The 17,683-nt window shown below is 51.3% G+C and carries 18 protein-coding genes; 9 read left to right on the forward strand and 9 right to left on the reverse strand.

All coding sequences use genetic code 11. The features are described from left to right. Both dadX and dadA read right to left on the reverse strand, forming a co-directional pair. Positions 1-1,071 carry a catabolic alanine racemase DadX gene (gene dadX / locus A7Z06_RS06975; RefSeq protein ID WP_000197887.1) on the reverse strand — a complete coding sequence of 357 codons (1,071 nt, stop codon included), beginning with the start codon at positions 1,069-1,071 and terminating at the stop codon, positions 1-3. A 9-nt stretch (positions 1,072-1,080) separates the two neighbouring features. Further along, entirely contained in the window at positions 1,081-2,379 is a 1,299-nt protein-coding gene (dadA, locus tag A7Z06_RS06980; protein WP_001266918.1) for a D-amino acid dehydrogenase, read from the reverse strand. A gap of 329 nt (positions 2,380-2,708) precedes the next feature. On the opposite strand from dadA, the gene A7Z06_RS06985 reads away from it, so the two are divergent. Beyond that, positions 2,709-4,241 carry a SpoVR family protein gene (locus tag A7Z06_RS06985; protein WP_000190825.1) on the forward strand — a complete coding sequence of 511 codons (1,533 nt, stop codon included), beginning with the start codon at positions 2,709-2,711 and terminating at the stop codon, positions 4,239-4,241. Positions 4,242-4,385: 144 nt separating this feature from the next. Here A7Z06_RS06985 and fadR read toward each other — a convergent pair whose 3' ends face one another. Then, entirely contained in the window at positions 4,386-5,105 is a 720-nt protein-coding gene (gene fadR, locus A7Z06_RS06990; RefSeq protein WP_010345037.1) for a fatty acid metabolism transcriptional regulator FadR, read from the reverse strand. 221 nt (positions 5,106-5,326) lie between these two features. On the opposite strand from fadR, the gene nhaB reads away from it, so the two are divergent. Beyond that, positions 5,327-6,868 (forward strand): Na(+)/H(+) antiporter NhaB, encoded by a 1,542-nt coding sequence (gene nhaB, locus A7Z06_RS06995; protein ID WP_000406374.1) that lies wholly within the window; start codon positions 5,327-5,329, stop codon positions 6,866-6,868. A 145-nt stretch (positions 6,869-7,013) separates the two neighbouring features. After that, positions 7,014-7,544, forward strand: coding sequence for a disulfide bond formation protein DsbB (gene dsbB, locus A7Z06_RS07000; RefSeq protein WP_000943446.1), 531 nt, complete (start codon positions 7,014-7,016; stop codon positions 7,542-7,544). A gap of 87 nt (positions 7,545-7,631) precedes the next feature. Here dsbB and ruvB read toward each other — a convergent pair whose 3' ends face one another. Together ruvB and ruvA are read right to left on the reverse strand one after the other, a co-directional pair. Beyond that, positions 7,632-8,642, reverse strand: coding sequence for a Holliday junction branch migration DNA helicase RuvB (gene ruvB / locus A7Z06_RS07005; protein WP_000568522.1), 1,011 nt, complete (start codon positions 8,640-8,642; stop codon positions 7,632-7,634). Between the two features lie 8 nt (positions 8,643-8,650). Beyond that, positions 8,651-9,262 carry a Holliday junction branch migration protein RuvA gene (gene ruvA, locus A7Z06_RS07010; protein ID WP_000580342.1) on the reverse strand — a complete coding sequence of 204 codons (612 nt, stop codon included), beginning with the start codon at positions 9,260-9,262 and terminating at the stop codon, positions 8,651-8,653. Positions 9,263-9,536: 274 nt separating this feature from the next. On the opposite strand from ruvA, the gene A7Z06_RS07015 reads away from it, so the two are divergent. Continuing rightward, positions 9,537-10,139: a YebB family permuted papain-like enzyme gene (locus A7Z06_RS07015; protein ID WP_000701081.1), complete on the forward strand. Its 603-nt coding sequence runs from the start codon at positions 9,537-9,539 to the stop codon at positions 10,137-10,139. A gap of 1 nt (position 10,140) precedes the next feature. On the opposite strand, the gene ruvC is transcribed toward A7Z06_RS07015, so the two are convergent. Genes ruvC through aspS form a run of 4 tightly spaced genes read right to left on the reverse strand, consistent with a single transcriptional unit; the run spans position 10,141 to position 13,684 of the window. After that, the gene (gene ruvC, locus A7Z06_RS07020) at positions 10,141-10,662 is read right to left on the reverse strand and encodes a crossover junction endodeoxyribonuclease RuvC (protein WP_001295503.1); all 522 of its coding nucleotides are present in this window, start codon (positions 10,660-10,662) and stop codon (positions 10,141-10,143) included. A 34-nt stretch (positions 10,663-10,696) separates the two neighbouring features. After that, on the reverse strand, positions 10,697-11,437 hold the full coding sequence (locus A7Z06_RS07025; RefSeq protein WP_000907234.1) for a YebC/PmpR family DNA-binding transcriptional regulator: 741 nt from the start codon (positions 11,435-11,437) through the stop codon (positions 10,697-10,699). Positions 11,438-11,466: 29 nt separating this feature from the next. Next, positions 11,467-11,919, reverse strand: coding sequence for a dihydroneopterin triphosphate diphosphatase (nudB, locus tag A7Z06_RS07030; RefSeq protein ID WP_077629663.1), 453 nt, complete (start codon positions 11,917-11,919; stop codon positions 11,467-11,469). Continuing rightward, positions 11,912-13,684: an aspartate--tRNA ligase gene (gene aspS, locus A7Z06_RS07035; protein WP_001258656.1), complete on the reverse strand. Its 1,773-nt coding sequence runs from the start codon at positions 13,682-13,684 to the stop codon at positions 11,912-11,914. The genes nudB and aspS overlap by 8 nt, the downstream gene beginning before the upstream one ends. 310 nt (positions 13,685-13,994) lie before the next feature. Here aspS and A7Z06_RS07040 point away from each other — a divergent pair, with 310 nt between their 5' ends. The 5 genes from A7Z06_RS07040 to cmoB are packed head-to-tail and all read left to right on the forward strand — an operon-like array spanning position 13,995 to position 17,576. After that, on the forward strand, positions 13,995-14,561 hold the full coding sequence (locus tag A7Z06_RS07040; protein ID WP_105279375.1) for a hydrolase: 567 nt from the start codon (positions 13,995-13,997) through the stop codon (positions 14,559-14,561). Beyond that, on the forward strand, positions 14,558-15,376 hold the full coding sequence (locus A7Z06_RS07045) for a DUF72 domain-containing protein (RefSeq protein ID WP_085460799.1): 819 nt from the start codon (positions 14,558-14,560) through the stop codon (positions 15,374-15,376). Before A7Z06_RS07040 ends, A7Z06_RS07045 begins: the two co-directional genes overlap by 4 nt. Positions 15,377-15,428: 52 nt before the next feature. Continuing rightward, entirely contained in the window at positions 15,429-15,824 is a 396-nt protein-coding gene (locus A7Z06_RS07050) for an MAPEG family protein (RefSeq protein WP_010345040.1), read from the forward strand. Between the two features lie 40 nt (positions 15,825-15,864). After that, a complete protein-coding gene (gene cmoA / locus A7Z06_RS07055) occupies positions 15,865-16,608 on the forward strand; it encodes a carboxy-S-adenosyl-L-methionine synthase CmoA (RefSeq protein WP_000019594.1) in 744 nt (247 codons plus the stop codon). Then, positions 16,605-17,576, forward strand: a complete 972-nt coding sequence (gene cmoB / locus A7Z06_RS07060; protein ID WP_000564729.1) for a tRNA 5-methoxyuridine(34)/uridine 5-oxyacetic acid(34) synthase CmoB — start codon at positions 16,605-16,607, stop codon at positions 17,574-17,576. Before cmoA ends, cmoB begins: the two co-directional genes overlap by 4 nt. Positions 17,577-17,683 lie beyond the last annotated feature (107 nt).

Consider the following 17,683-nt stretch of genomic DNA (forward strand, 5'->3'; position numbering starts at 1 on the left):
TTACACCGTCACAACAGGTACACGTAGCGCCAGCGCGCACATCAACTCATAGCCCACCGTTCCGGCAGCGGCGGCGACATCATCAATTTTGATCTCCTTGCCCCACAGCTCAACCGGCGTACCAATCCCCGCCTGTGGGCAAGGCGTCAAATCGACCGCCAGCATATCCATCGAGACTGTCCCCACCGTCATGGTGCGCACCCCGTCCACTAAAACAGGTGTTCCGGTTGGTGCATGACGCGGATAGCCGTCGGCGTATCCGGCGGCGACAATGCCGATTCGCTGCTCATCGCGCGCAGTATAGCGACCGCCATAGCCCACACGCTCGCCCGCTTTTAGCGTCTGAACACCAATAATCTCACTGCTTAACGTCATGACCGGGCGTAATCCGGTATTGGCGATATCGCGCCACTGACCGGACGGCGAAGCACCATATAAAATAATGCCAGGTCGAACCCAGTCAAAATGCGCTTCCGGATGCCACAGGGTTGCCGCCGAATTAGACAACGAGCGCCGACACTCCAGACCTTCCGCTGCCTGCTCAATACGCGCCATCGCGCCAGAAATCCCATCAGGATGCTCCGCATCGGCAAAATGCGACATCAAAGTCATTTCGCCAACATTCGCCATCGCCCGCAGCTGCTGCCAGACAGTAAGCACGCGATCGGGCTGGAACCCCAACCGATTCATTCCACTGTTCACCTTAAGGTAAACATCCAGCGGCGCTTTTAGCCGCGCATTTTGCAGTGCTTTGAGCTGCCAGTTACTGTGCACGCAGGTGGTCAGACGGTACTGGTCATAAATTTCCAGATCCTGAGCATGAAAAAAACCCTCCAGCATCAGGATTGGCCCTTTCCAGCCGCGCTCGCGCAGGATAATGGCCTCTTCAAGATTAAGTAACGCAAAACCATCGGTCGCCCCGAGCGCGCTCCAGATACGCTCGATACCGTGCCCGTAAGCGTTCGCTTTTACCACCGACCAGACGCGCGCGTGCGGCGCGGCCTGACGGACAATGGTCAGATTTTGTTTTAATGCCTGCAGATCGAGGCTGGCCTGTATCGGACGAGTCATCTCGATTCCTTAACTGTGCGCGCCATGTAAATGGCCTGGACGTGATGGCGTAAATCCACGACTGTAGCGCGCTACACTTAGATCCTCATACGGGATCGCTGGCGTGCGGCCAGAAAGCAGATCGCTTAACAACTGACCAGAACCGCAAGCCATCGTCCAGCCAAGCGTACCGTGACCGGTATTCAGCCACAAATTTTTGAAGCGTGTACGCCCCACAACCGGCGTGCCATCTGGCGTCATCGGACGTAGCCCCGTCCAGAACGTGGCCTGCTCAACATGGCCGCCGCGCGGATAAAGGTCGCGAACCACCATCTCCAGCGTTTCACGACGCGGTTGCAACAGCTCGGTGTTAAAGCCAACAATTTCCGCCATTCCGCCAACGCGGATACGGTTATCGAAACGGGTAATGGCGATTTTGTAGGTTTCATCAAGAATGGTGGACACCGGCGCACCGTCTTCCTGCGCAATCGGAATGGTCAAAGAATAACCTTTCAACGGATAAACCGGGATATCGACAATGCCCTTGAGCATCGCCGTCGAGTAAGAGCCAAATGCCATAACATACGCATCGGCCTTAATTACTTCACCACCACACTTCACACCATAAATCTGCTCGCCGTCACAAAGCAGCTGATCGACTGGTGTATTAAAGCGGAATTTTACCCCCGCCTGTTCAGCCATGCTCGCCAGATTCTGGGTAAAGAGCTGACAGTCACCGGTTTCGTCATTGGGTAGTTGCAGGCCACCAGTCAGTTTGTGCGCAACTTCCGCCAGCGCAGGTTCAACTTCCGCCAGGCGACTGGATTCCAGTAACTTATATGGCACGCCTGCATCTTCCAGCACTGCGATATCGCGAGTGGCGTTTTCATACTGTTGTTCAGTGCGGAACAGTTGCAGCGTCCCGCCCTGCCGTCCTTCATACTGAATATTGGTTTCGGCGCGCAATGTTTTCAGGCAATCACGGCTGTATTCCGCCAGGCGCACCATCCGACCTTTGTTTTCCATATAGTGGCTGGTGTCACAGTTACGTAACATTTGCCACATCCATTTCAACTGGAATTGCGTACCATCGAGACGAACCGCCAGCGGCGCATGTCGCTGGAACATCCATTTAATCGCTTTTAAAGGCACGCCTGGCGCCGCCCACGGCGCGGCATATCCAGGAGAAATTTGCCCGGCATTTGCTGCGCTGGTTTCAAGTGCTGCCCCAGGTTCCCGATCAATGACGGTGACCTCGTGTCCTGCCTGATTTAAATACCAGGCGCTGGCAACGCCTACCACACCACTTCCCAGTATGACAACTCGCATAGCCACTCCGATAACGGTAGATACAGTAAAAGAACAATAATCTAATTACATCTTGATAACCCAGATGAAAATATTATTCAACATATGGCTTTTTTATGGTGAGCTGGCTCACATCTCCCTGACTTTGCGGGAATATGGCGTCTTTGGTATCTCCTGCTGGTCGCGCTTTATATCCAGCAGAAAATTCCGTTCAAAAGCTAATTATTGGCACTCCGATAATAAGAAATCGCAAAGAAAAAAATTCTCCAGCGACGCGGTTTTTAACTGGTGTTCTATGCTTGAAATGAGGTGTTCCACACAGAGAGCGCCGACAACAATGAGGTGCGCGTATGGCGACGATCGATTCTATGAATAAGGACTCCACACGCTTGAGCGATGGACCTGACTGGACATTCGACCTGCTGGATATTTATTTGGCAGAGATAGACCGGGTGGCAAAACTCTACCGGCTGGATACCTACCCGCACCAGATTGAAGTAATTACATCAGAGCAAATGATGGATGCCTACTCCAGCGTCGGTATGCCAATTAACTATCCGCATTGGTCGTTTGGTAAAAAGTTTATTGAAACCGAGCGTCTGTATAAACACGGTCAGCAAGGGCTGGCCTATGAAATCGTCATTAACTCTAATCCGTGTATCGCTTATCTGATGGAAGAGAACACCATTACCATGCAGGCACTGGTGATGGCACACGCCTGTTATGGCCACAACTCTTTCTTCAAAAACAATTACTTATTCCGTAGCTGGACCGATGCCAGTTCGATTGTCGATTACCTGATTTTCGCCCGCAAATACATTACCGAGTGCGAAGAACGCTATGGCGTTGATGAGGTAGAAAAGCTGTTGGATTCGTGCCATGCGCTGATGAACTACGGTGTGGATCGTTATAAACGCCCACAAAAAATCTCGCTGCAAGAGGAGAAAGCCCGGCAGAAAAGTCGCGAAGAGTATCTGCAGAGCCAGGTCAATATGCTCTGGAGAACGCTGCCTAAGCGCGAGGAAGAGAAAACCGTTGCCGAAGCGCGCCGCTATCCGTCCGAGCCACAAGAAAATCTGCTCTATTTTATGGAGAAAAATGCACCGCTGCTGGAATCATGGCAGCGTGAAATCCTGCGCATTGTACGTAAAGTGAGCCAGTATTTTTATCCGCAAAAACAGACTCAGGTGATGAACGAAGGCTGGGCGACCTTCTGGCACTACACCATCCTTAACCATCTGTATGATGAAGGGAAAGTGACCGAACGTTTTATGCTGGAGTTCTTGCATAGCCACACCAATGTGGTCTTCCAGCCGCCCTATAACAGCCCGTGGTACAGCGGAATTAACCCGTATGCCCTCGGATTTGCTATGTTTCAGGATATTAAACGGATTTGTCAGTCGCCAACGGAAGAAGACAAATACTGGTTCCCGGATATCGCCGGTTCCGACTGGCTGGAAACGCTGCATTTCGCGATGCGTGATTTCAAAGATGAGAGCTTTATCAGCCAGTTCCTGTCACCGAAGGTAATGCGTGATTTTCGCTTCTTCACCGTGCTGGATGACGATCGGCATAATTATCTGGAGATTTCCGCCATTCATAATGAGGAAGGTTATCGGGAGATCCGTAACCGTTTATCGTCGCAATATAACTTAAGTAATCTGGAGCCGAATATTCAGATCTGGAACGTGGATTTGCGCGGCGACCGTTCGCTGACGCTGCGTTACATTCCACATAACCGCGCACCGCTGGATCGGGGGCGTAAAGAAGTGCTGAAGCATGTACATCGCCTGTGGGGATTTGATGTGATGCTGGAACAGCAAAACGAAGACGGCAGCGTCGAGTTGCTGGAACGCTGCCCGCCAAGAATGGGGAATCTATAAAAAAACCCCTCCTCATTTGAGGAGGGGTCATTTTTGCCGGATGCGGCGTACACGCTTTATCCGCCTGCAAAGCATCACAAATTCAATAGGCCAGATAAGCATAGCGCATCAGGCAACTATGCGTTAGTCATCAGTATGGATGGATTAACGCCCCTGAATGGCTAAATCACCCGGCAGGTTTTTCTGCATCCGGTGCCAAATCTCGCCACTCTCATGCCCATAACGGCGTACTATTTCGTAAACCTGATCGTGAGCACCTTCATTGCACAACGCAGACAGCTTGTGGTAGAAGCCCAGCGCCAGACTACGCGCTTCCGGATTGGCGAAATAGTGACGACCAATGCGCGTATACAACCCTTTCATTCCGTTAAGGATCAGACCATAAATCGGGTTACCAGAGGCAAACGCCAGACCGCGAAAAATGTTGTAATCCAGATCAGCAAAGGCGTCTGCGTGATCGGCCACTTCATTAGCCGTTGCCAGCACTTCCTGCGCTTTATCAGGATGCTGACGAAACGCGGTGCGAATAAAAATGGTCGAAATATTGGTGCGCACTGACAGCAAATTATCTATGAGTTGCGGCACACTTTCGTGATCCAGTCGCGCCAGCGTCTCAAGAATATTCAACCCGGAGGTTTCCCAGAAATTATTCACCTTCGTCGGTTTGCCGTGTTGAATGGTCAGCCAGCCGTCTCGCGCCAGGCGCTGTAACACTTCGCGTAACGTCGTTCTCGTTACACCAATTAATTCTGAAAGTTCACGTTCTGCGGGCAAAATAGTCCCGGGTGGGAAGCGGTTATTCCAGATACTTTCAATAATGTACTCTTCCGCGAAACCCGCCGGGCTTTGCGCCTTAATGACCATAGTGAGATTTCCATAACACAGCAAAACAAAGTTGGACTCATCATACCAGAGGGCTAACAACGCTGATAGCAGACAAAAAGAAGAAAAAAGGGATCAAGGCTTCATTTTCTGTATCTCTTTCCCCTTGACTATCAAGACTTGCCTCGCTCCCCCCTGACCGTTAAGCTTTGCGTTCTAACATAAAAACATCATTTATTATTTGTAAGGTAAGGGAAACCATCATGGAGATCTCCTGGGGCCGCGCGTTATGGCGCAATTTTTTGGGTCAGTCACCTGACTGGTACAAACTTGCCCTTATTATTTTCTTAATTGTTAACCCATTAATTTTCCTCATCAGCCCCTTTGTTGCTGGCTGGCTGCTTGTCGCGGAATTTATTTTCACTCTGGCGATGGCTCTGAAATGCTATCCGCTGCTCCCCGGCGGTCTGTTGGCTATCGAAGCTGTCTTCATCGGCATGACCAGTGCGGAACACGTCCGTGAAGAGGTGGCGGCAAATCTTGAAGTCTTGCTGTTACTGATGTTTATGGTGGCGGGCATCTATTTTATGAAACAGCTTCTGCTGTTCATATTTACCCGTTTACTGTTAAGCATTCGCTCCAAAATGCTGCTGTCGCTCTCTTTTTGCATGGCGGCGGCGTTTCTCTCTGCGTTCCTCGATGCCTTAACCGTCGTTGCCGTAGTGATCAGTGTTGCAGTTGGTTTTTATGGCATTTATCACCGCGTAGCTTCTTCCCGCACCGAAGATACCGACCTGCAAGACGACAGCCATATCGACAAGCATTACAAAGTGGTTCTGGAGCAGTTCCGTGGCTTTCTGCGTAGCCTGATGATGCATGCGGGTGTCGGCACTGCATTAGGCGGCGTGATGACTATGGTAGGCGAACCACAGAACCTGATCATTGCCAAAGCTGCTGGCTGGCATTTTGGCGATTTCTTCCTGCGCATGTCACCGGTGACCGTCCCTGTCCTGATTTGCGGCCTGTTAACCTGCCTGCTGGTGGAGAAGCTGCGTTGGTTTGGCTACGGCGAAACGCTGCCGGAGAAAGTCCGCGAAGTGCTGCAACAGTTTGACGATCAAAGCCGTCTCCAGCGTACACGTCAGGATAAAATTCGTCTGATTGTCCAGGCGATTATCGGCGTCTGGCTGGTCACCGCGCTGGCTTTGCATCTGGCAGAGGTCGGCTTGATTGGTTTGTCTGTCATTATTCTGGCGACATCACTGACCGGTGTAACTGATGAACATGCTATCGGCAAAGCCTTCACCGAGTCTCTGCCATTCACCGCACTGTTGACGGTCTTTTTCTCGGTAGTGGCGGTGATTATCGACCAACAACTGTTCTCCCCAATTATCCAGTTTGTATTGCAGGCATCAGAACACGCTCAGCTATCGCTGTTCTATATCTTCAACGGTTTGCTGTCTTCCATTTCGGATAACGTCTTTGTAGGGACGATTTATATCAACGAAGCAAAAGCGGCAATGGAAAGCGGCGCGATTACACTGAAGCAATATGAACTGCTGGCAGTCGCCATTAACACCGGAACCAACCTGCCCTCCGTCGCCACGCCGAACGGACAGGCTGCGTTCTTATTCCTGTTGACCTCAGCACTCGCGCCATTAATACGTCTTTCTTATGGCCGCATGGTGTGGATGGCTCTGCCCTACACTCTCGTACTGACCCTCGTCGGATTACTCTGCGTAGAGTTTACGCTTGCTCCTGTAACTGAATGGTTTATGCAAATGGGGTGGATTGCAACGCTTTGATAACAACTTACCGGGCATATTTATGCCCGGTTTGCCTTTCCGCCCGATAATTGTTCAATTACATCCTATTTTTACTCCCTCCTGGTGGCGCAACGAATGAATTGGTTTAAACTGCGCATTCGATGCATATTGCAGGGAAATTATTATGTTGCGATTTTTGAACCAATGTTCACAAGGCCGGGGGGCGTGGCTGTTAATGGCGTTTACCGCTCTGGCTCTGGAACTGACGGCGCTGTGGTTCCAGCATGTGATGTTACTTAAACCTTGCGTGCTCTGTATTTATGAACGCTGTGCGTTATTCGGCATTCTGGGCGCCGCGCTGATTGGCGCTATCGCCCCGAAAACTCCGCTGCGTTATGTGGCGATGATCATCTGGCTGTATAGTGCTTTTCGTGGCGTGCAATTAACTTACGAGCACACCATGCTCCAGCTCTATCCTTCACCATTTATGACCTGTGATTTCATGGTTCGATTCCCGGACTGGCTGCCGCTGGATAAATGGGTGCCACAAGTGTTTGTCGCCTCTGGCGATTGCGCTGAGCGTCAGTGGGATTTTTTAGGCCTGGATATGCCGCAGTGGCTGCTCGGTATTTTTGTTGCTTACCTGATTGTCGCAGTGCTAGTGGTACTCTCTCAGCCGTTTAAAGCGAAAAAACGTGACCTGTTTGGTCGCTAATCAATTCGGCGCTCCTGCGGGAGCGCCTGTCTGGCTTCACCTTGCCGAGAGCTTAATATTGGATGCGGTGCAGACGCCTTGCCCGGCCTACGGCATTTCTGGCGGCGTAATCCCGAAGTGGTTCCACGCACGCACTGTCGCCATACGCCCGCGCGGCGTCCGCTGCAAAAAGCCCTGCTGAATCAAATAAGGTTCCAGCACATCCTCAATAGTTTCACGCTCTTCGCCAATGGCCGCTGCCAGGTTATCCAGGCCAACCGGCCCACCGAAGAATTTATCGATCACCGCCAGCAATAACTTGCGATCCATATAATCGAAACCTTCAGCATCAACGTTCAGCATATCCAGCGCCTGAGCAGCGATATCCGCCGAGATGGTGCCATCATGCTTCACTTCGGCGAAATCTCGCACACGACGCAGCAGGCGGTTGGCGATACGTGGCGTACCTCGCGCCCGGCGAGCCACTTCCAGCGCGCCATCGTCACTCATCTCAAGCCCCATAAACCGTGCGCTACGACTGACGATATATTGCAAATCAGGCACCTGGTAAAACTCCAGGCGCTGCACAATACCGAAACGGTCACGCAGTGGCGATGTCAATGAACCAGCACGCGTTGTCGCGCCAATCAGGGTGAACGGGGGGAGATCGATTTTAATTGAACGCGCTGCCGGGCCTTCACCAATCATAATATCCAACTGGTAGTCTTCCATGGCTGGATACAGCACTTCTTCCACCACAGGCGAAAGACGGTGGATCTCATCAATAAACAACACATCGTGTGGTTCAAGGTTGGTGAGCATCGCCGCCAGATCACCCGCCTTTTCCAGTACCGGGCCGGACGTGGTGCGTAAATTGACGCCCATTTCATTGGCGACGATGTTGGCAAGTGTGGTTTTACCCAGACCCGGAGGACCAAAAATCAATAGATGATCAAGGGCATCGCCGCGCAGTTTCGCCGCTTTGATGAAAATTTCCATCTGTGAACGAACCTGCGGCTGACCAACATACTCTTCCAGTAGTTTGGGGCGAATGGCGCGATCTGCCACATCTTCCGGCAAAGTCGTACCGGCAGAAATCAGACGGTCTGCTTCAATCATCCTTTACCTCATAACGCGGCGCGCAGGGCTTCGCGAATTAATGTTTCACTGCTGGCATCAGGGCGAGCGATTTTGCTCACCATGCGGCTGGCTTCTTGTGGTTTATAGCCCAGCGCCACCAGCGCAGCAACAGCTTCCTGTTCGGCATCGTCGGTTGCCGGGCTTGCCGGTGAGGTCAATACCAGATCGGCAGCCGGTGTGAACAGATCGCCATGCAGACCTTTAAAGCGATCTTTCATTTCAACGATCAGGCGTTCAGCAGTTTTCTTACCAATGCCCGGTAATTTCACCAGTGCCGCAGGTTCTTCACGCTCAACGGCATTTACAAACTGCTGCGCTGACATACCCGAGAGGATAGCCAGTGCCAGTTTCGGTCCCACGCCGTTAGTTTTGATCAACTCTTTAAATAACGTGCGCTCTTGTTTGTTGTTAAAACCATACAGTAGCTGCGCATCTTCACGCACCACAAAGTGGGTGAAAACAATCGCTTCCTGGCCCGCTTCAGGGAGTTCATAAAAACAGGTCATCGGCATATGCACTTCATAGCCTACGCCGCCCACTTCAAGTAACACCAGCGGGGGTTGTTTTTCCAGAATGATGCCTCTCAGCCTGCCTATCACATGACGCTCCTGCGTAATGAATCAAAGATAAGGCTGTATGATAAAAAAATGCTGGATAGATATCCAGCGAAGGATGAAGAAAAATTGCGAGTCGTCTCGATGAACTGAAAAATGGCGCAGTATAATTGATCCGCTAAGCCATATTTATAATAAATATTTTAATGTTAAATATTTAGTGGATAAATCTGCAAAAAAAATAAACCTTTCTGCTCCTACAAAAAAATATTTTTTATGGTATTACGCATATTCATATTTATTTCAATGGAATGACAAAGTGAAAATTAATTACCCTTCTGAATATGAAGTTGGCGATATTGTATTTACATGTATAGGTGCTGCATTATTTGGTCAAATATCTGCCGCATCAAATTGCTGGAGTAATCACGTCGGGATCATTATCGGTCATGACAGCGATGATTATCTGGTCGCAGAAAGCCGTGTTCCCCTTTCCACCATAACCACACTGTCCCGCTTTATTAAACGCTCTGCTAACCAACGCTATGCAGTAAAGCGATTAGGTGCCGGGCTAACAGAACAGCAAAAACAACGGCTGGTAGAACAGGTTCCCTCCCGGCTACGCAAGCTCTACCATACCGGTTTTAAATACGAATCTTCCCGCCAGTTCTGTTCAAAATTCGTTTTTGATATTTATAAAGAGGCGCTATGTATCCCGGTGGGTGAAATAGAGACATTTGAAGAACTGTTAAACAGCAATCCGAATGCAAAACTCACCTTCTGGAAATTCTGGTTTTTAGGTTCGATTCCGTGGGCGCGTAAAACGGTCACTCCAGCGAGTTTGTGGCATCATCCGGATCTGGCGTTAATACATGCAGAAGGAGTAGTAACGCCTCAGCAAGAACTGACCGAGGCGGTATAACTTAACGCAGTCGCCCGCGAGCCAGATTCAGCCTCGATTCGCTCATCTGCATCGCATTCTGGCTGACATGGCAGTGGGTGATGGCAATCGCCAGCGCATCGGCGGCGTCCGCCTGTGGGTTGGCGGGTAGTTTTAGCAAAGTGCGCACCATATGCTGCACCTGGCTTTTTTCGGCACTACCAATACCTACCACCGTTTGCTTTACCTGACGTGCCGCATATTCAAATACTGGCAATTCCTGATTCACCGCCGCCACAATCGCCACGCCGCGTGCCTGCCCCAGTTTCAGGGCAGAGTCGGCATTCTTCGCCATAAAGACTTGTTCGATTGCGAAATAATCGGGCTGGAACTGGGTGATGATTTCCGTCACGCCCGCATAGATGAGCTTCAGACGAGACGGTAAATCATCCACTTTGGTGCGTATGCATCCACTGCCCAGGTAGGACAGTTGCCTGCCCACCTGACGGATAACGCCGTAGCCGGTAACGCGCGAACCCGGGTCAATACCGAGAATAATAGCCATCACGCGTCTCCGTTTTGTTGTTTAGCCGGCCTCATCAGAGGGTCGCTGCAACCTCATCAGAGATCTCACCGTTATGGTAAACTTCCTGCACGTCGTCACAGTCTTCCAGCATATCGATCAGACGCATCAGTTTCGGTGCAGTTTCTGCATCCATATCGGCTTTGGTTGACGGGATCATGGAAACTTCTGCGCTGTCTGCTTTCAGACCAGCCGCTTCCAGAGCATCACGTACTTTACCCATCTCTTCCCATGCAGTGTAGACGTCGATTGCGCCGTCATCATAGGTCACAACGTCTTCTGCACCTGCTTCCAGCGCCGCTTCCATGATGGTGTCTTCATCACCTTTCTCGAAGGAGATCACACCTTTTTTGCTGAACAGATAGGCTACGGAACCGTCAGTACCGAGGTTGCCGCCACATTTGCTGAATGCGTGACGCACTTCAGCAACAGTACGGTTACGGTTGTCAGACAGACATTCAATCATGATTGCAGTGCCGCCAGGACCGTAACCTTCGTAGATGATGGTTTCCATGTTCGCATCATCATCACCGCCCACACCACGTGCAATTGCGCGGTTCAGAGTGTCACGGGTCATGTTGTTAGACAGTGCTTTATCAATGGCCGCACGCAGACGCGGGTTAGCATCCGGATCGCCGCCGCCCAGTTTAGCTGCGGTCACCAGCTCACGAATGATTTTAGTGAAGATTTTACCGCGCTTAGCATCCTGCGCGGCTTTACGATGTCTGGTGTTGGCCCATTTACTATGACCTGCCATAAAAAATATCTCCAAATAGCCCTGCCTGTTCAGGCAGCGTTAATTACATACTCTTCAATCGCCTGCCGGTTGCTCCACGACTTAGTGAGCGCCGCTGCTGCGGGCGCATCAAGCCACTTGTAGGCCAAATGTTCAGTAAAAACAATCTGGCGTTCGTGCGGGAGCGCAAGACAGAACCATGATTCTGTATTGCGCATCACACCCGGCGCATAGCGATGACGCAAATGTGAAAAAATTTCAAACTCTACCGTGCGTTGACAGTCAATTAAGGTCAGTTGTTCAGCGACAACATCAATGGTGACCTCTTCCTTTACTTCGCGCATGGCAGCTTGCGGCGCGGTTTCACCCTCTTCCACGCTGCCGGTTACCGACTGCCAGAAATCGGGATCGTCACGCCGCTGTAACATCAGCACCCGTTTCGTATCTTGTGCATAGATGACCACTAAGATCGAAACGGGACGCTTATAAGTCATATCAATTATTCTCAGCCTTCTTCACAACCTGAATGCTCAGCTCAGCCAGAGCCGTCGGGTTAGCAAAGCTCGGTGCTTCAGTCATCAGACACGCTGCCGCTGTGGTTTTCGGGAAGGCGATAACGTCACGGATGTTGTCAGTGCCGGTCAGCAGCATGGTCAGACGGTCAAGGCCAAATGCCAGACCTGCGTGCGGCGGAGTGCCATATTTCAGGGCGTCGAGCAGGAAGCCGAATTTCTCGCGCTGTTCCTCTTCGTTGATACCCAGAATACCAAACACCGTCTGCTGCATATCACCATTATGGATACGTACTGAACCACCGCCCACTTCGTAACCATTGATGACCATATCGTAAGCGTTCGCCACCGCATTTTCCGGTGCAGCTTTCAGTTCTGCAGCCGTCATGTCTTTCGGTGAGGTGAACGGATGGTGCATTGCCGTCAGGCCGCCTTCACCGTCGTCTTCAAACATCGGGAAGTCGATAACCCACAGCGGCGCCCATTTGCTTTCGTCGATCAGACCAAGGTCTTTACCCACTTTCAGGCGCAGTGCGCCCATCGCGTCGGCAACAATTTTCTTGTTGTCGGCACCGAAGAAAATCATATCGCCATCTTGCGCGGCAGTACGATCCAGGATGGCTTCAATGATTTCAGCATTGAGGAACTTAGCTACCGGGCTGTTGATACCCTCCAGACCTTTCGCACGTTCGTTAACTTTGATGTAAGCCAGACCTTTCGCGCCGTAGATTTTGACGAAGTTACCGTATTCATCGATCTGCTTACGGGTCAGCGATGCACCGCCCGGAACACGCAGAGCAGCGACGCGGCCTTTCGGATCGTTCGCTGGACCCGCGAATACCGCAAATTCAACAGATTTCAGCAGATCGGCAACGTCGGTCAGTTCCATCGGGTTACGCAGATCCGGTTTATCGGAACCGTAACGGCGTTCGGCTTCCGCAAAGGTCATTACCGGGAAATCGCCCAGATCCACGCCCTTCACTTCCAGCCACAGATGACGCACCAGAGCTTCCATTACCTCACGCACTTGCGGCGCGGTCATGAAAGAAGTTTCCACATCGATCTGGGTAAATTCTGGCTGACGGTCAGCACGCAGGTCTTCGTCACGGAAGCATTTGACTATCTGATAATAGCGGTCGAAACCGGACATCATCAGCAACTGTTTGAACAACTGCGGAGATTGCGGCAGCGCGTAGAATTTGCCTTTATGCACACGAGAAGGCACCAGGTAGTCACGCGCGCCTTCCGGCGTCGCTTTGGTCAGCATCGGGGTTTCGATATCGAGGAAGCCGTGGTCGTCCATAAAACGGCGCACCAGGCTGGTAATTTTTGCACGGGTTTTCAGGCGCTGAGCCATTTCCGGGCGACGCAGATCAAGATAGCGGTATTTCAGACGCGCTTCTTCGGTGTTGACGTGGTTAGAGTCAAGCGGCAGAACGTCTGCGCGGTTGATGATGGTCAGCGAGGACGCCAGCACTTCGATTTCGCCGGTCGCCATATCGCGGTTGATATTTTTTTCGTCACGCGCACGCACGGTGCCCGTTACCTGAATGCAGAACTCATTACGCAGTTCAGAGGCCAGCTTTAACGCGTCCGCACGATCCGGATCGAAAAATACCTGCACGATACCTTCGCGGTCGCGCATATCGATGAAGATCAGGCTACCAAGATCACGACGACGGTTGACCCAACCACACAGAGTCACCTGCTGCCCCACGTGGGACAAACGGAGCTGTCCACAATATTCTGTACGCATGAGATATCCCTTAACTTAGCTGCCGGCGGACGTCCCCTGCTGCGCAGGTGACCTAAGTCGCAGCGTTAGCTGTATGTCACAACTGAATGAAAAAAGGCGGCTATTATACTGGAAATTCTGCCGCACCGTAAGAGTCTGGCCCGCTCTGGAACGACTCGTTACCACTTTATATCAGGCCTGAAATCAGACTCTACCCTTGTTTGCTATAAAGGTGTTGCCTGAGCACATAAAAATTAACAAAATTTGTCGTTCTGCCATCGGCTAATCGCATTAAGGTGAGAGGCTCGATTTTGTTTTATCTGGAGTCATCATGCTTGAACTGAATGCTAAAACCACTGCGCTGGTGGTGATTGATTTACAAGAAGGCATCTTACCGTTTGCCGGTGGTCCGCACACTGCTGAAGATGTCGTTAATCGCGCCGGGAAGCTGGCGGCGAAATTTCGAACTAACGGTCAGCCTGTGTTTCTGGTGCGCGTCGGCTGGTCTGCCGATTACGCCGAAGCATTAAAACAGCCAGTTGATGCTCCCTCACCTGCCAGAACGTTACCGGAAAACTGGTGGCAACATCCTGCAGCATTAGGTGTAACCGGCAGCGATATCGAAATCATCAAACGTCAATGGGGGGCGTTTTACGGTACGGATCTGGAGTTGCAATTACGCCGTCGTGGCATTGACACCATCGTCTTATGTGGGATCTCGACCAATATCGGTGTCGAATCAACTGCCCGCAATGCCTGGGAGCTGGGCTTTAATCTGGTGATTGCCGAAGACGCCTGTAGTGCAGCCAGCACCGAACAGCACAATAACAGCATCAACCATATCTACCCGCGCATTGCCCGCGTGCGTCGCGTGGAAGAGATCCTCAACGCATTATGATTTACATCGGTCTGCCGCAATGGTCGCATTCAAAATGGGTGCGTTTGGGGATCTCCAGCCTGGAAGAGTATGCCCGCCACTTTAACTGTGTGGAGGGCAACACCACCCTTTATGCTCTGCCAAAGCAGGAAGTGGTTCTGCGTTGGCGCGAGCAGACCACCGATGATTTTCGTTTTTGTTTTAAATTTCCGGCAACCATTTCGCATCAGGCAGCATTGCGGCATTGCGATGATTTAGTGACTGAATTTTTGACCCGTATGTCGCCGTTAGCGCCGCGCATTGGACAATACTGGCTGCAATTGCCCGCCACGTTTGCTCCACGGGATCTGCCTGCGCTATGGCACTTTCTCGATTCTCTTCCTGGCGAATTTACCTATGGTGTGGAAGTCCGCCATCCGCAGTTTTTCACCAAAGGCGAAGAAGAACAAACGCTTAATCGAGGTTTGCATCAACGCAGCGTTAATCGGGTGATTTTAGACAGCCGTCCGGTTCATGCAGCACGTCCGCATAATGAAGCCATTCGCGATGCGCAACGGAAAAAACCGAAAGTTCCGGTACATGCCGTGTTGACGGCAAAGAATCCGCTGATCCGTTTTATCGGTAGCGATGATATGACACAAAACCGGGAATTATTTCAGGTCTGGTTGCAAAAATTAGCGCAATGGCAACAGACCACCACGCCTTATCTTTTCCTGCATACACCTGATATCGCCCAGGCACCGGAACTGGTACATACTCTGTGGGAAGACTTGCGTAAAACACTCCCAGAGATCGGAGCAGTTCCGGCTATTCCACAGCAATCTTCTCTTTTCTGAAATTGCCACCTATCATAGACAAGTGCCATCGGCCATTTTAAAGGGAGTTTGTATGGTAAGCGCGCTGTATGCCGTTTTAGGTGCGTTGTTATTAATGAAGTTCTCTTTCGATGTTGTTCGCCTGCGTTTGCAATATCGCGTTGCCTATGGCGACGGCGGTTTTAGCGAACTGCAAAGCGCCATTCGCATTCACGGTAACGCGGTGGAATATATTCCCATCGCGATTGTGTTGATGCTGTTTATGGAAATGAATGGCGCAGAAACCTGGATGGTGCATATTTGCGGCATCGTTTTGCTTGCTGGTCGTCTGATGCATTATTACGGTTTTCATCACCGTCTGTTCCGCTGGCGACGTTCCGGCATGAGCGCCACCTGGTGTGCGCTGTTGCTGATGGTGCTGGCGAATCTTTGGTATATGCCCTGGGAGTTGGTTTTCTCCCTGCGTTAGCGCACAATACGCCACTTTCTTTTTCCCGGATTTTTACGTTATGTCTCACCGCGACACGCTATTTTCTGCCCCTATCGCCAGACTGGGCGACTGGACCTTTGATGAACGGGTAGCTGAAGTCTTCCCGGATATGATCCAGCGTTCCGTTCCCGGCTATTCCAATATTATTTCCATGATTGGTATGTTAGCCGAACGCTTCGTTCAACCTGGTACGCAGGTTTACGATCTGGGTTGTTCTCTGGGCGCGGCGACGCTCTCGGTGCGTCGCAACATTCATCATGATAATTGCAAAATTATTGCCATCGACAACTCCCCGGCGATGATCGAACGCTGCCGTCGCCATATTGACGCCTATAAAGCCCCTACGCCAGTAGACGTTATTGAAGGTGATATTCGCGATATCGCCATTGAAAACGCATCGATGGTGGTGCTGAATTTTACCCTGCAATTCCTGGAACCTTCCGAGCGCCAGGCGTTACTGGATAAAATTTATCAAGGGCTGACCCCCGGCGGCGCGCTGGTGCTTTCGGAAAAATTCAGTTTCGAAGATGCCAAAGTTGGTGAACTGCTGTTCAACATGCACCACGACTTTAAACGTGCCAACGGTTACAGCGAACTGGAGATCAGCCAGAAGCGCAGCATGCTGGAAAACGTGATGCTGACCGATTCTGTGGAAACCCATAAAGCACGCCTGCATAAAGCCGGTTTTGAGCATAGCGAGCTGTGGTTCCAGTGCTTTAACTTTGGTTCACTGGTGGCATTAAAAGCAGAGGACGCTGCATGATCGACTTTGGTAACTTTTATTCTCTGATTGCCAAAAATCATCTTTCACACTGGCTCGAAACGCTGCCCGCGCAGATTGCTAACTGGCAGCGCGAGCAGCAGCACGGGTTGTTTAAGCAGTGGTCAAATGCGGTGGAGTTTCTACCTGAAATTAAACCGTATCGTCTTGATTTATTGCATAGCGTGACGGCAGAAAGCGAAGAGCCACTGAGCGCGGGGCAAATTAAACGCATTGAAACGCTGATGCGCAACCTGATGCCGTGGCGCAAAGGGCCGTTCTCACTGTATGGCGTCAACATCGATACCGAATGGCGTTCCGACTGGAAATGGGATCGCGTCCTGCCCCATCTCTCTGATTTGACCGGGCGCACGATCCTCGATGTCGGCTGCGGCAGCGGTTATCACATGTGGCGCATGATCGGCGCAGGCGCGCACCTCGCGGTGGGGATCGACCCGACCCAACTTTTCCTCTGCCAGTTTGAAGCGGTGCGCAAACTGCTGGGTAACGATCAGCGCGCTCATCTGTTACCGTTAGGTATTGAACAGCTTCCGGCACTGAAAGCCTTTGATACCGTCTTTTCGATGGGTGTGCTGTACCATCGCCGTTCGCCGCTGGAGCATCTCTGGCAGTTGAAAGATCAACTGGTGAATGAGGGTGAACTGGTGCTTGAAACGCTGGTTATTGATGGCGACGAAAACACGGTACTGGTGCCGGGCGATCGTTACGCGCAAATGCGTAATGTCTACTTTATTCCCTCGGCGCTGGCGCTGAAAAACTGGCTGAAGAAGTGTGGTTTTGTTGATATCCGCATTGCGGACGTGAGCGTCACTACAACAGAAGAGCAGCGTCGCACTGAATGGATGGTTACCGAGTCTCTGTCCGATTTCCTCGACCCGCATGATCCGGGTAAAACGGTAGAAGGTTATCCCGCGCCTAAACGCGCGGTGCTGATTGCGCGTAAGCCGTAAAAATTTAGCGCCCATTTCCGGGCGCTGAGATTGATGACACACGCAAAAACTGCCTGATGCGCTACGCTTATCAGGCCTACTAATCTCCTGCAATATATTGAATTTGC

The organism is Escherichia sp. MOD1-EC6819 (assembly GCF_002965765.1).
GTDB classification, from domain to species: domain Bacteria; phylum Pseudomonadota; class Gammaproteobacteria; order Enterobacterales; family Enterobacteriaceae; genus Escherichia; species Escherichia ruysiae.

Bases quoted from the DNA above. Each gene is read 5' to 3' on its own strand.
- cmoA (WP_000019594.1), top strand. From the start codon at position 15,865: ATGTCTCACCGCGACACGCTATTTTCTGCCCCTATCGCCAGACTGGGC.
- A7Z06_RS07045 (WP_085460799.1), top strand. From the start codon at position 14,558: ATGATTTACATCGGTCTGCCGCAATGGTCGCATTCAAAATGGGTGCGT.
- cmoB (WP_000564729.1), top strand. From the start codon at position 16,605: ATGATCGACTTTGGTAACTTTTATTCTCTGATTGCCAAAAATCATCTT.
- A7Z06_RS07025 (WP_000907234.1), bottom strand. From the start codon at position 11,437: ATGGCAGGTCATAGTAAATGGGCCAACACCAGACATCGTAAAGCCGCG.
- A7Z06_RS07050 (WP_010345040.1), top strand. From the start codon at position 15,429: ATGGTAAGCGCGCTGTATGCCGTTTTAGGTGCGTTGTTATTAATGAAG.
- A7Z06_RS07040 (WP_105279375.1), top strand. From the start codon at position 13,995: ATGCTTGAACTGAATGCTAAAACCACTGCGCTGGTGGTGATTGATTTA.
- A7Z06_RS06985 (WP_000190825.1), top strand. From the start codon at position 2,709: ATGGCGACGATCGATTCTATGAATAAGGACTCCACACGCTTGAGCGAT.
- dsbB (WP_000943446.1), top strand. From the start codon at position 7,014: ATGTTGCGATTTTTGAACCAATGTTCACAAGGCCGGGGGGCGTGGCTG.
- ruvB (WP_000568522.1), bottom strand. From the start codon at position 8,642: ATGATTGAAGCAGACCGTCTGATTTCTGCCGGTACGACTTTGCCGGAA.
- fadR (WP_010345037.1), bottom strand. From the start codon at position 5,105: ATGGTCATTAAGGCGCAAAGCCCGGCGGGTTTCGCGGAAGAGTACATT.
- dadX (WP_000197887.1), bottom strand. From the start codon at position 1,071: ATGACTCGTCCGATACAGGCCAGCCTCGATCTGCAGGCATTAAAACAA.
- nhaB (WP_000406374.1), top strand. From the start codon at position 5,327: ATGGAGATCTCCTGGGGCCGCGCGTTATGGCGCAATTTTTTGGGTCAG.
- aspS (WP_001258656.1), bottom strand. From the start codon at position 13,684: ATGCGTACAGAATATTGTGGACAGCTCCGTTTGTCCCACGTGGGGCAG.
- ruvC (WP_001295503.1), bottom strand. From the start codon at position 10,662: ATGGCTATTATTCTCGGTATTGACCCGGGTTCGCGCGTTACCGGCTAC.
- dadA (WP_001266918.1), bottom strand. From the start codon at position 2,379: ATGCGAGTTGTCATACTGGGAAGTGGTGTGGTAGGCGTTGCCAGCGCC.